Raw genomic sequence first — 12981 nt, 5'->3', positions numbered from 1 at the left:
AATAATGAAAGCGCAATAAAAATAAAGGGGGAGTTCAGCTTGCTAAACAAATTAAGGAATCGCCATGTATTAATCGATTTATCAGAGGATATCATTAAGAAAGAGTTATTAGGCATTATTAAGACCCGACCTGATTACTATCAATTGGTGGATGACGATTTTGGTTATGGATTAATGTTAAAAGATCGACCACTTAAAAAAGTTGGCGTCATTGCATCTGGTGGTGGCGGATTAGGAAGACTATTTCCAGCGGTTGTCCATCAGGATTTAGCTGATGCGGTCAGTGCCGGAGCTATGGATACAGCACCTAATTATTTAACAATTTATAATTTGGCTAAAAAGATCGATACTGGCCAAGGTGTGATTTTACTAACCAACAATTATAGTGGCGATGTCATGAATAATGAAATGGCGGTAGAAATGTTAGAAGCTGACGGCATCGATGCGACGATTGTTAAAGTGACAGATAATTTTTTCAGCTCAAAAGAGAAAAATAAACGCTCTGGTTTAGCTGGTATTTTAACTTTAATCAAGATTGCTCAACAAGCTGCAAAGAAAGCTTTATCATTAAAAGAAGTGACTGAAATCGTTGAGCAGGCCAATCAAAATTTGACTTCTGTTACTGTCATGGCAACAGACGAAGGCAAATTAATGTATGGAAAAGGTTTGGCGGACGAACCAGCTAGCTTTAATAGTGAATTTAAGGGAGAGGCTGCCTTAGTGAAAGAATTAAGCGATTTTGTCTTAAATCAATTAGCCAATGGCACCAGTAAAAAAGTTTGTATTCAGTTGAATACAATGATTTTTACTTCATATATTGAAGGGAATATTTTGTTGAATGGTATTGTTGATTATTTTAGCCAACAAGGCTATGAAGTAGTCTTAGCTAATGTGGGTAGCTATTACGATATGTTTAATTATACAGGCTTGATTTTGACGGTTCTATCGGTTGATGAAAGCACGCAAGAATTTATTCAACCAGTTACAAATTACGATTATACAATCTAAAAAATGGGGGAAGTTAATCATGGATTTAAGTAAATATAATGTACGGAGTATTTTTTCATCAGCATTAGGAATTGTGATTTTGTCATTAGGTATTTCAATTAATAAAGGTTCTGTTTTGGGAATGGATACTTACACGGGAATGAATACGACAGTTTCAACTTACTTTGATATGTCATTAGGCAATTATCAATTAGTTTTAAATATCATTCTTTTATTATCGATGTTTGTGTTTGGTCGCTACTTATTAGGTCTAGGAACAGTTCTAAACATGGTTTTTGTTGGTTATTTAGTGGATTTTTTCTTAAAATTATTTGATGGGACAATTCTATCATTTGATGTTGAAAAATCGATTTGGGTTAGACTCATCCTGCTAATTGCTGGTACAATTATTTTGTGTTTAGGCGCTTCACTATATATGACTGCTGATTTAGGTGTAGCACCGTATGATGCGTTGGCAATTATGATGTCTGATCATATCAAAGGACTTCCATTTAGTATTGCGAGAATTATTACTGATGTGATTTGTGTCATTGTTGGATTAATCTTTGGGACAGTTTTAGGATCTTATGCTTTTGGAACAATCATTGGGATCGGGACAGTCTTGACGGCATTCGGCACAGGACCATTTATTGATTTCTTTAATAAAACAATTTCAGCATGGATCGTTGGAAAAAATCAAATGGTAGAAACAAAACAAAAGGAGGCATAACTGATGGTCGAAATGACTACTGAAAATATAAAAAAATGGGTTTCTTTATGGGCAGATGATTTATTAGTCAATAAAGATTATCTAGATGAATTAGACACACCGATCGGTGACGATGATCATGGTACCAATATGGAACGCGGCGCAAAAGCAATCCAAGAAGTTTTAATGAATGAATATACTGACCCGCAAGAATTGACAAAAAAAGTTGCGATGGCACTTTTAACTAAAGTTGGTGGTGCTTCAGGTGTAATTTATGGCACCGCATTTTTAGAAATGAGTAAAGAAACTTCTCTACCAGAAATGATAAAAGCTGGAATTGCGGGTATTCAAAAAAGAGGGAAAGCCGAATTTGGTGAGAAAACTTTATTGGATGTTTGGTTGCCTATTGAAGACGCTATTTTAGCTGGAAATTTAGATGAAGACAAGGTTACAGCAGCTGTCGATGCAACAATTCCATTATTGGCAAAAAAAGGTCGGGCGGAATTTGTCGGTGAAGAATCAATTGGTCATGTTGATCCTGGCGCGGTTTCAAGTGGATACTTATTTAAAGCATTAATAAAGGTGGGAGAATAATGACAGTCTATGGTATTGTAATTGCCTCTCACGTGGCAGAAATAGCTGAGGGAACTAAAAAATTGGTAGAACAAGTTGCTAGCAATGTCCCCGTGACAATTGCCGGCGGTTTACCAGATGATGGCATTGGAACAAGTATAGAAACCATTCAAAGTGCAATTGAAAAAAATCCGGCAGATAAAATCTTAGCTTTTTACGATATCGGCAGCGCTAAGATGAATCTTGAGGTTTGTTGCGAATTGGTGGATAAAAAAGTGCAAATTTTTGATTGTCCGATTGTAGAAGGAACTTATTCGGCTGCTGCATTGGCCGAAGTAGGTGTCTCAATCGACGAAATTCAAAAACAATTACAAGCATTGGTGATCAAGTAAAACAATAAGCATCTCTCAAAAATCTGCTAAAGATTTTAAGAGGGATGCTTCTTTGTGGTTTATCAGCATGTCGCAATAAAAATCATTTTTAACTTTTCAATACTTCCTGAGCAGCAATAAAATCATGAAAACTCCCTGAAATAAGCGGGTCATATTCTTTTGGTAAGTCCATAAAATTTGTCAAATAGTAAACCGGTAGTTTAGCTCCTTGGGCTGCTCTCACACCGCTGATGGAATCTTCAAAAACGAGACAATCTTCGGCGGATACTTGCGCTTTAGCCAGAATATTTAAGAAGATCTCTGGATCAGGCTTTCCAACTCTGACTTGGTCACCAAAACTAGTATAAGAAAAATAATCAAACAAATTCAATTTTTTTAAAATAGTCGTTGCTTCTGCTTGATGTGAAGAAGTTGCCAAACAGCAAGTGATGTTTTTCTGAAGACAACTCTGTAAAAATTCTTCCGCACCATCCATTATTTCGAAATCACCGGTTGCAGTAGCGATTTCCCGTCGTCTTAAAAATTCAGTGAACAATTCGTCAAAGGGAAATTCTGCTCCATAATGGGCGATAAAATGCTGTTTAATAGTTGTAGTCGGGCGGCCCAACAAGGTTTGATAGAAGGCTACATCTAGAGGAAATCCTTTATTATTGACTAATTCCTGCCAAATATAAAAATATTTTTCTTCAGATTTAATCAAGGTGCCGTCCATATCGAAAATAATTGTATTCATTTATAGCTCCTTTTCGGTCAATTATACTCTAATTTTAGCATGGAATTTATCAGACACAAGACTGTTAGATGAAGTATAATAGAAAAAACAAATAAGGAGACTAAAAATGGTACAACTAGAACGAAAGAAATACCGACACCACCATTAAAACTCCTTATTTAACTGCAGTTGATTTTGGGGTTGTATTGATCTAATCTCAAACTCCACCAATCAAATGGAAAAACGTTATGGATTTATTTATGTTGATTTAGATGATTTTGGAAATGGTAGTTATAAACGTTATAAAAAGGCCTCATTTGACTGGTATAAGGAAGTGATTGCTACAAATGGTCGCTCATTACAAGCAACCAGTCTAGTCTGAAAAGGAGTGTACCATGAAAATTTTAGTCGCGATGGATTCATTTAAAGGTAGTGCCACCTCAAAAGAAATCAATCAAGCTGTCGCCGATGGAATGAAAAAAATCAATCCACAAGCGGAAATTTCAACTTATTCTGTCGCAGATGGCGGTGAAGGAACAACTGCCGCTTTTTATGAGAATGATTTAGGTCAATTAATGGAAGTGATGACGCTGGATTTATTTAACCAACCGATTTCAGCCAAATACGTTTTATTTGATGAAAAAACTGTAGTGTTAGAAGTCGCAGAAACAGCGGGGATTCATTTTTTATCAGAAGAAAAGGAAAACAAATATGCTAGTTCTTTTGGCGTTGGCGATATGCTGCGACGAATTAATGAAAAACATCCTGAGATTGAAAAATTTATTATTGGTTTAGGTGGTAGTGGGATTAATGACGCTGGGATTGGTATGATGCAAGCTTTGGGGATTTCTTTTAAAAAAAATAATGGCGAAGAAATTGTATACGGTACAACAGAGATTGAAGAGATCATGGAAATTGATACTAGCGGATTCAAACAGGCTTTGGCTACAAAAGAATTTATTTTATTATCGGATGTCAAAAATCCTTTAACCGGACCAAGTGGGGCGACTTATATTTTTGGCAAACAAAAAGGAGTAATTGATTTAGAAAAGGTTGATCAAGCTTTGCAGCATTATGCAAAAGTATTAACTACTAAATTTAAAATTGATTACTCAAAAGTGGAAAGTACCGGAGCTGCTGGCGGGATTGGCATTAGTTTCCTGTATTTTTTAAATAGCCATTTTGTTTCTGGGGCAGAATATATTACTGAGATGTTGGCTTTGAAGGAAAAAATGGCAACAGTTGATTTGGTCATTACTGGTGAAGGAAAGATGGATCGACAATCTGCTTACGGGAAATTACCAACTATTATCGCGCAATTAGCCAAAAGTCAGCAAAAAAAAGTCATTGCAGTAGTGGGTGATGCCAGTGAAGTGACTACTGAAAACTATCAGGCCGGAATTGATTTGATTTTGAGTTTGCTGCGAGGACCCATGACTTTGAAGGATTCAATCGAACAAACAAAAAAATTAGCCAGTCAGACTGGTGAGGATATTATGCGCATCATGAAAAAGCTTTAGCCTAATGAGGTTAAAGCTTTTCCTTATGCAAAACTTCTTCTAAGTGGCCAAATTTGTCTTTGGTCTCAGCTATTTTTTGGTAACCAAGCTTTTCATATAAACGACCTGTCTCGCGGGTCATTATATAAGCCTCGTGAAAACCTACTTGAATTAATTTTTCTTCAGCTTTTTTTACCAATAATTCACTTAAATGTTGTCCTCGATAATCTTCATGAACAAAAACCAATCCAATAAATGGTGTCCAAGGGGAGTTCTCTAACAAATCTTCTTTTAAAACAGCCACAAAACCAACTAATTTTTCCTGATCGCTTAAAATTAAGACTTGTTCCCAATCTGTTAATTTGTGATTTTCTAGTAACTCAGCTAAATGAGCTCCAGCCGGCCAGCTGATATTTTTGATTTGTTCGATTAAACTCGCTGATTGGGGTTCCTTTTGTGTTAACCAGACTTCTCTCATAAAAAGCGAGCCACCAATTCTTTATTTTCTGGTCGCCGTTTCGTTTCCAATTGAGAAATATCACCGATTACTTCTGCTAACGTAATTTGCTTCATTTCATTTTCGACTTGTTTTTGTAAAAAGCTATATTTTTCATTTAGGACATCTTGAATATTGGCCCCAATAACACAGTTGGGATTAGTGGTTTCATCTACATGTAAGAGTTGGTTATCGCCCTCAATCGCACGGTAAATATCGAAAAAAGAAATTTGATCAGCAGGTTTAGCTAAGCTGGGAGCAGCTTTTCCCGCTTGGGTTTTAATTAGACCAGCATTGCGCAATAAACCCATTAGCTTTCTAACATTAGCTGGATTGGTCTCAACGCTTTTACCAATCATCTCGCTAGATAAATTTGTCCCTTGGAAAATTTCTATATAAGCCATGATATGAATGGCATCAGAAAATCGAATCGAATATTTCATCTTCATTCCTCCCAATAAATTGCTCGTTTCATCATATCATATTTTTATTAACAAATGTGTAAGTTTAAAATATACAGAAACATCCGATAAAATCAAGGAATATATTATTATTGAAACGCCAAATTTTAAAATATTTGCATCAGCACTATAGAAGATTGACTATTTGCAGCTATTTACTCATAAAATAACATAATGAATTACTTTCTTAAGTAGGCGTAGATCATATCAATTGATTAAAAAAACTTTTAAACTCCCAAAGGTATCTTTATTTACTAGCTGAAGAAAATTCTATAGAGTAGTCTTCATATATTTTCCTATAAATGAAAAAAATCATTTTATGATTAATTTAATTGTTATAAAGTGATGTAGAAATTTCAAATTAAATACGTTATTATTAATATATAATAATTAAAATGAATATACGTAACAATTTATTTCGGAAATAACAATTAGTTTCCGCTAGCTAGCTAAGAAGGTGATAAAAATGTTGAAGGATTTGAAAACTAGACCGAATTTTAAACGAGTAGTAGCGCTTTTGCTAGTCGTTGCTTTTGCATGCCTAATTGCTTTGACAAATGCGAAATTTTTATCAACATTTGGTTTAAATAGTCCACAAGCTAGAGTCAGTTTTTTTTTAGGAGATGAAGAATTAATTCAGCCAATTAATGGAGAAGAACTTGCACCAGGAGAATCAAAAACTGACATCGACATTTTGTTAAGCAATCGGCAAGATTTCAAAAAGACCGAAGTTTCCATGATCTATACAATCAAGGTAAATAATTACGGTTCTCTACCTTTGACTTATCAACTATTTAAAATAGCAGCTGATGGCGCAAAAACGGAAATAACTGATTTCAAAAATAATCTGAATCATAGTGAAGAATTAGGACCAGGAAATATTGCTGAAGCCAATGTCAATTATTGTTTGAGAATCCACTGGCCTGAGGAATACAATCAGCTGAAATATAGCAATGATCTGGAAGTTAGTCGTTTAACGATTCAAGCAGAACAAATGGACTAGGTGAGTGAGATGAAAAAAATTAATATTAAAAGAAAATATTTGCTACTCTTAATTGGACTCGCTGTTTGCTTATTATTGGGAGGCATCCTTAGTTATGGGAAATTTTTTAGAAGCAACACGGAAGATATACCTACAAAAGCGATTGAGATGTTTTTTACTAGTGATGTTTTAACACCAACCAGTGAAAATAATCAACCTGAACATATCGTAGTTGATTGGCAAAATGGTGTAACAAATAATCTAAGTTTTGAATTACATAATTATCCAGATTCACAACGTTTTACCAATCGGCCGATTCTATATGAATTATCTGCAGATCAGCCTGGAGTCAGTTTTAGAAGTAGTAATGGTCATGATTTCGAATTACCGGCATCAACGGCTAATACAAATCAACAAAGTCAAAAAATCGATGTTCAATTGGAAACTGATTTTTGGCAGACGAATGAAAAAGAAAAAACGGTTACTATCTCAGCAAGAGCAACAAAACCTTATGTAGAAACTCTTTCGGCAAAATTTTTAATTAAAAGGCAAGCAACGGGTTATCAAGTTAAAGTAGAGGACGAAGCCGATAGCCCTTATATAACTGTGACTATTACCGCCGACACGGCACAATCCTTGTCTTTAACCTGGGATGACAGCTTAGTTGTGCCAGATCAAACCAATGCCTGTTTTGTAGATAAGATTGAAAATAATGCGCTAACTTTAAAAGAAATACCTGCTGGTGGAGCTGTTACTTTTTATCTATTCAAATTTGACGAATCAAATAATTATAGTGATGTCGCAGATATTTTTAAAATCAATTAAGGGGGAAGACAAGTGAAAAAAAATAAAAAATTGAAACTGTTTTTAATGGCCGGTCTCTTGATTGTCTTTCCTATAATAAATTGTGGCGTTGCATTTGCGGAGACATTTACCACTAAGACGGTCGAATCAGTTAAAAAAAATGAGCAGGATACAACTGAGCATTCTGCTGAATCAGATTCTGCAATAGATAAAGATTTGCCGGTTGTAGAAATACCCGAAGCAGCAGAAAGTACAGATGAGATTGTCCCTCAAGCAACGGACGTGCCATTTTCAGCTTCTTTAGGAGAAATGAATAATGGTGAAGTAAAATTGCGGGAAGCTGATGACACAACTGAAAAAGCTAATGTTAAATGGGAATTATTAAAAAATGATGGATACATTTTTAGTCTGCGATTAGATGGTTATGTACCGAGTACGACTCCCAGTACACGCCAGATTGAAGTAAAAATTCCTCAAGGGGTCATTGTAACCTTGGCTGATTTACAAAGAATTGTCCAAGAAAATACCAATGTAACTGCTTGTGATGTGGTTGATAAAAGTGCAACAGTCGTTTATCAATTTGACACGAATTTTAAACAATCTGTTTTCGTAGATCAATATAATGGTAACAATAATTTTTCACAAAACCAGGTAACTGATGGAACCATCGTGTTTTCAATCGCTCCAGTGGCAACAACTGTTGGTTTTAGTTTTAATTTGATTCCTAATTATGAAGATGCCAGCTCTAATAGTCCCAATTATTGGACCGGTGTTTCAGGGGACAGCTTAACTCGTAATCAACCGATCAATGTAAAATTGTTAGATGACCAGACTGTGGTGAAGGATTTAGTATTGGATGATATCGTGATCCCCGGTACTGTTAACTATTCAGTAGTAACCGGCGACCCTTCTGTTTCAGGTTCAACTAAACCCGGTTCTCAAGTATTGGATCAAGCGATGCAGATGTATATTCAACCGCGTGTTCGAAATAGTGAACGAGATTCAGACAATGCATACTATATGGGAAATGTAAGTTTTCATGCGTACTTGCCCTATAAAAAACTTGCCACCGGAAAATATTTATCTGCGACTTTAGATACTGCTAACATGAATCAGTGGATTGCTGATATCACTACTAGAAATGGTGGCAATGAGAAATTACGTTACAAGCAAGAGCGGCAAACGGATGGTCGGATTATTTTGACTTATTATTTTGTCGATCAGACACAAGAATACTTGCTAAGAGTGATGAATTTACAAATGTTTTATTCGTATCCAAGTGCAGTAAATGAAAATGGGGACCGTTTTGAAACAGGGGATACGATTTTCTATACAAATCAAAATTTAGGTCGAACATTTCACAATTATTTTTATGATGAAAACGGTAACAGAGAATTAAGGAAACGAGAAGTTGTTTCCTTAGGCGACTCCAGTGCAACAATGACGATTTCTGGTGATCAATTAGAGTTAGCTTATCTAAATGGATCGCCTAATCTGCTTTATAGTACTGTTTCCACTAAGGGAACTGAATCGACGGCCTTGTTAGGTTATTCATTGTTAACCAATCGTTCAACCGCTCAAGGGAATGTGAAAGTGAATTATCAGTTTGATACCGGAAACACTTGGAATTATGGTGTAACGACCGTTCAGTATTGGACAGTTGATACTAATTATTCTGATGGAACGATTACTCGAGGGCGAGACTATACTTATAGTTTTGATTTTGTTTTACAGGAAAAAGGAACCAACCAGACAATCAGTGGCCGTTATGATTTGAAACCGAGTGAAGAATATAAAAATGTTAAAATCACTAAGTCAAATGGTCGACCTGCTAATTTACTAGGCTATGCTAATGAACGTTACTATTATTATGTTAATCGAGAAATGCTGGCAAAGGGTTTGTCAACAACTGACAAACAAGCTTTTAATGATTCTGGTGAATACTACATCAAAGATCTTTCCTATAATATGTATATTTCGGCTTCGGGGACATCAAGCTATATCAGTGGAGATACTGGCAGACCGCGAGAATCAGGGGGACAATATTATGGTTACACCTTTGGCGAGATTGGCGATCAAGCAACTGCTCGCTTTAATATTGTTGATCCGGCTGACAATACGAAAGAATTACTGACGAAAAGAGACTATCGAACCAGGATTATTAAATCCAGCCTGAGTGAAACAACACTGGATCTAACGCTGCTCCTAGATAATCAGATGACTGTCAAAAATGAGGCCGGTGTAAAGTTGACTGAATTAACTGAACCTGTTGGTATTGGTGAGAAGTTATCAGTTTCGGCGATAGGAATTCCTTGTTTTTACCCATATGGTGCGACCAATTATGCACCAGATCCAGTTTTTATTATCCGTACCCCAGTTGATTTTGATTTGTATACTGAATCGATTCGAGTAACTCAGGGCGGAGAAGTGCTAGATCGAACAATTGAGCCGTTAGGTACACTGAGTGATGGCAGTAAAATATATTATGTTAAACCAGAAAACGGGAAAGGCATGGGTTATTACGATGAGAGTCGAGAACTTATCGGTGGACTGATTCAGATCGATTATGATATGGAAGTCAATCATACAGTCCGTGGGGGGTCAATAGGTTATCGTGAGTTACTATTTATTGCAGATGAGCAACTTCAAAATGGTGGTTCTGGTAGCTATGCAAGCTATCGAGTAAACGACACTTTTGGCGTAAACGAACGGTTAAAAAGTTATGGTAAGACACCTTCGACTAAAATTAATAGCAATCTTTATGGCTTGATGACTTGTGGTGGTGATCCACGCTTTAACACAATTACAGCAGAAGTGGATAAACAGCTTTCTAATGAATTGATCGGAACTGGCACGACCGAAATTACTGACCCTCTGAATATAGAAAATGGTGGGGTGCTCGATAAAAAGGATGCCACCTTTGATTTAAGCTTTACCATGAGTAATACTAAGCAAAGCGGTTATGTCGATCATGATGGTCTGTTTGTTTTTTACATGCCAGTTGCTAAAGAAGGAATCCAGTCAGATTGGAATCCTGAACGAATAAATGAATTTTCTTTAGAGCTTACTGGCCCGGTTAAAATTACCAGCTCTTTAGGAATCAATTATCAAGTTCGTTATACCACTGCAACCGAGAATTTTGATAATCGAGGAACCGGATTTAACGGTCCAGCAGGTTACGCCGATTATCTTACTTACGATGAAATTGAGAGTAACAGTCAGCTAGATCAAGTAACAATGGTCAAAGTGGTGGCTGAATTAACGGCCGGTCAAGAGCATGTCATTCCTTTTGGAGAAGTGATGAATGCTCGGATGCCGCTTAAATTTGCAGAGAACAATTCGCAGGAATTTGGTCAGTACACTGGACAAATAACCAATTGGCGTCCTTATGTTATTCAATCCTACACTGCGAATGGATTTAAAAACGATTATCGGAGTGCTGGCTCGGAAAAAACGGTACGGATTCGATATCGTCCTGAAGAGCAAGTTCGAGATATATGGGCTTATAATGAAAATGATTATCAAGGTGGGGTTGCTCCTGGTGGAGAAATCTTATCGAAACAGACCAGCGTTAAGTTGCCTGACTTTAACAAAAATTTTAATCTTGAACTGAATAAATTTAATAATGATAGCTTAATCAATATGAATTTGGCAACCGTTACGGATATTGTAACTACGCCCAATCGACCTGTTTCTTATGGAAACACTACTTTTGCTTTTGCAACAGATTTAAATGGCACAGGAAATTTAACGAATCCCGATATTTACCAAGCGTATGGAACGAGTGGACAAAATATTCAATTGGGCGCTACTACTTCTAGTGGTAATGCTCTGCGTTATCAAATATATAATGCCGATAATATTAATGATCCTTCAGGTAATCGACAATTAAGGGTGACTTATCACTCAATTGATGGCAATGGCAAGCCAACTGATGATGTCGCCTTCACGGTTCTTTTAAATATTAAACGTAAAGTTTCTGCGGTGGAGGCGGAGACAGCTCTAATCGCCGGGAAGGTCTATCGTGAATTTCCAAATTTAGCGTCTAATATTAAGACTACTTTAACTGATGGTGCTTTTACGACACAGTTTGCTTTGGAGGCACAAAATTTTCCAACATTTAGTGGCAAGGATGCTTCGGTATTTTTAGTCTTTGGTGATGAAAATGTGGGCGCAGGTTTACCGCCAGATGGAAGTTTCTTGTTAAAGGTACAATCAAGTTATGAAGACAATGGCGAGAAAAAATTAGTGACGCCAGAGTATTTTTACTACAAAAATAAATCGGGTAGCACCCAACAAGAAATTTCTTTGACAGAATTTACAAAAATGGGTACCGATCAGAAAATGACCTTAGCTGATATTGACCGACAAATAGAAGCCGTTAGAAAAACTGGGATGGTAAACGGTAAGTTATCTTATTTGATTGTGAGTGATTTTGCTAATGGTCACGCTGAGGAAGTCAGTGAAAATACAATTAACCTAAAATACGAAATAGATGATGGATCTAATGCACCACAAACAGCACCAAAATATTCAATTGAAGCTAAACGAAAAATTTCTAGCGCTATCACTAAGCCAGCAATTAATCAGGTTTATGAGCAATCAGAAGCGATTGAAGTTGATGGACGGTTTGAATTAGATAGCTTAGGAACAGTTATTGATGCTTATAATTTGAATAAATCACTAGGACTGAATGTTAGGTTATTGAAAGATGGGCAAGCGATTGATTGGCCACAAGGGACTTTGCTTGATAATAACGGTGAAATTATCACACCGCGGGTGATTAATAGCGATTTGCAATTTATTTATCCAGTTGCAGCAATTGGAAATACTAACAGCATAGCTTATGATTTTTCAATTATAACTGAGATGCTACCGTTAGCTGTTGGTGACTATTCGTTAGAAGTTACTAGTCTGAAGAGTTTATCGACAACTCATCCACTAAATGGTGATAGTATTTCCAAAATGATGATTTCATTTACGGTTAAGGCAAAAGTACCAACTGGTTTGCGAGTTCATTCAGATTTAAAACGACGAGTTATTTACAATCAAACTAGCAATCAAAAGACTCAGTTGACCTTAGCATATGAAAACTTGACAACAATTGAGGCTGTACTAGAGAAAAAAAATAGTCTTGGAAATTATGAAGTTATACCCAATACAGCTGATATTATTACTAGCCCATTGACTGTAGCTATTAGTGATACCAATTTAGATATAAAATTTAACACAATAGAAGCGAGTGACAATGGTGAGTATCGAATTTCTTTTACAGGATATAGGGACTCAGAAAAAGTAGTTGCGACAGCATGGACATTTATTGTGTGGGATCAGCCGACAAATAATTAAAAAATCTGAGAATAAAA

General features: G+C 36.2%; 11 protein-coding genes and 1 pseudogene. 9 read left to right on the top strand and 3 right to left on the bottom strand.

What is annotated here, in order from left to right; translation table 11 throughout:
- The first annotated feature begins 39 nt into the window (after window positions 1-39).
- The 4 genes from ID741_RS16300 to dhaM are packed head-to-tail and all read left to right on the top strand — an operon-like array spanning window position 40 to window position 2661.
- Window positions 40-1008, top strand: a complete 969-nt coding sequence (locus ID741_RS16300) for a dihydroxyacetone kinase subunit DhaK (protein WP_438720779.1) — start codon at window positions 40-42, stop codon at window positions 1006-1008.
- 19 nt (window positions 1009-1027) lie between these two features.
- Window positions 1028-1717: a YczE/YyaS/YitT family protein gene (locus tag ID741_RS16295; RefSeq protein ID WP_438720778.1), complete on the top strand. Its 690-nt coding sequence runs from the start codon at window positions 1028-1030 to the stop codon at window positions 1715-1717.
- Window positions 1718-1729: 12 nt separating this feature from the next.
- Window positions 1730-2290, top strand: a complete 561-nt coding sequence (dhaL, locus tag ID741_RS16290) for a dihydroxyacetone kinase subunit DhaL (protein WP_438721241.1) — start codon at window positions 1730-1732, stop codon at window positions 2288-2290.
- Window positions 2290-2661 carry a dihydroxyacetone kinase phosphoryl donor subunit DhaM gene (gene dhaM, locus ID741_RS16285; protein ID WP_438720777.1) on the top strand — a complete coding sequence of 124 codons (372 nt, stop codon included), beginning with the start codon at window positions 2290-2292 and terminating at the stop codon, window positions 2659-2661. The genes dhaL and dhaM overlap by 1 nt, the downstream gene beginning before the upstream one ends.
- A gap of 88 nt (window positions 2662-2749) precedes the next feature.
- On the opposite strand, the gene ID741_RS16280 is transcribed toward dhaM, so the two are convergent.
- Window positions 2750-3394 (bottom strand): HAD family hydrolase, encoded by a 645-nt coding sequence (locus tag ID741_RS16280; RefSeq protein WP_218325648.1) that lies wholly within the window; start codon window positions 3392-3394, stop codon window positions 2750-2752.
- 175 nt (window positions 3395-3569) lie between these two features.
- On the opposite strand from ID741_RS16280, the pseudogene ID741_RS16275 reads away from it, so the two are divergent.
- Window positions 3570-3755 (top strand): annotated as a pseudogene (locus tag ID741_RS16275) (family 1 glycosylhydrolase); the annotation flags it as partial.
- A 13-nt stretch (window positions 3756-3768) separates the two neighbouring features.
- Window positions 3769-4893, top strand: coding sequence for a glycerate kinase (locus ID741_RS16270; protein ID WP_218325649.1), 1125 nt, complete (start codon window positions 3769-3771; stop codon window positions 4891-4893).
- A gap of 10 nt (window positions 4894-4903) precedes the next feature.
- Here ID741_RS16270 and ID741_RS16265 read toward each other — a convergent pair whose 3' ends face one another.
- Both ID741_RS16265 and ID741_RS16260 read right to left on the bottom strand, forming a co-directional pair.
- Window positions 4904-5350 carry a GNAT family N-acetyltransferase gene (locus ID741_RS16265; protein WP_218325650.1) on the bottom strand — a complete coding sequence of 149 codons (447 nt, stop codon included), beginning with the start codon at window positions 5348-5350 and terminating at the stop codon, window positions 4904-4906.
- Window positions 5347-5811 carry an Rrf2 family transcriptional regulator gene (locus tag ID741_RS16260; protein ID WP_218325651.1) on the bottom strand — a complete coding sequence of 155 codons (465 nt, stop codon included), beginning with the start codon at window positions 5809-5811 and terminating at the stop codon, window positions 5347-5349. The genes ID741_RS16265 and ID741_RS16260 overlap by 4 nt, the downstream gene beginning before the upstream one ends.
- 484 nt (window positions 5812-6295) lie before the next feature.
- Between ID741_RS16260 and ID741_RS16255 the strand changes: the two genes are divergently transcribed.
- From ID741_RS16255 to ID741_RS16245, 3 genes are read left to right on the top strand one after another with little or no spacing between them, the layout of a single operon-like run.
- A complete protein-coding gene (locus ID741_RS16255; protein WP_218325652.1) occupies window positions 6296-6832 on the top strand; it encodes a hypothetical protein in 537 nt (178 codons plus the stop codon).
- A 9-nt stretch (window positions 6833-6841) separates the two neighbouring features.
- On the top strand, window positions 6842-7636 hold the full coding sequence (locus tag ID741_RS16250; RefSeq protein WP_218325653.1) for a hypothetical protein: 795 nt from the start codon (window positions 6842-6844) through the stop codon (window positions 7634-7636).
- A 12-nt stretch (window positions 7637-7648) separates the two neighbouring features.
- The gene (locus ID741_RS16245; protein WP_438720776.1) at window positions 7649-12964 is read left to right on the top strand and encodes a hypothetical protein; all 5316 of its coding nucleotides are present in this window, start codon (window positions 7649-7651) and stop codon (window positions 12962-12964) included.
- Window positions 12965-12981: the final 17 nt, after the last annotated feature.

This window comes from Enterococcus sp. AZ103 (assembly GCF_051714685.1).
Lineage (GTDB): Bacteria > Bacillota > Bacilli > Lactobacillales > Enterococcaceae > Enterococcus_A > Enterococcus_A alishanensis.
This window is presented reverse-complemented; position numbering and strand designations above follow the sequence as displayed.

Coding starts and splice junctions, on each gene's coding strand:
- ID741_RS16295 (WP_438720778.1), top strand. CDS start 1,028: ATGGATTTAAGTAAATATAATGTACGGAGTATTTTTTCATCAGCATTA.
- dhaL (WP_438721241.1), top strand. CDS start 1,730: ATGACTACTGAAAATATAAAAAAATGGGTTTCTTTATGGGCAGATGAT.
- dhaM (WP_438720777.1), top strand. CDS start 2,290: ATGACAGTCTATGGTATTGTAATTGCCTCTCACGTGGCAGAAATAGCT.
- ID741_RS16280 (WP_218325648.1), bottom strand. CDS start 3,394: ATGAATACAATTATTTTCGATATGGACGGCACCTTGATTAAATCTGAA.
- ID741_RS16270 (WP_218325649.1), top strand. CDS start 3,769: ATGAAAATTTTAGTCGCGATGGATTCATTTAAAGGTAGTGCCACCTCA.
- ID741_RS16265 (WP_218325650.1), bottom strand. CDS start 5,350: ATGAGAGAAGTCTGGTTAACACAAAAGGAACCCCAATCAGCGAGTTTA.
- ID741_RS16260 (WP_218325651.1), bottom strand. CDS start 5,811: ATGAAATATTCGATTCGATTTTCTGATGCCATTCATATCATGGCTTAT.
- ID741_RS16255 (WP_218325652.1), top strand. CDS start 6,296: ATGTTGAAGGATTTGAAAACTAGACCGAATTTTAAACGAGTAGTAGCG.
- ID741_RS16250 (WP_218325653.1), top strand. CDS start 6,842: ATGAAAAAAATTAATATTAAAAGAAAATATTTGCTACTCTTAATTGGA.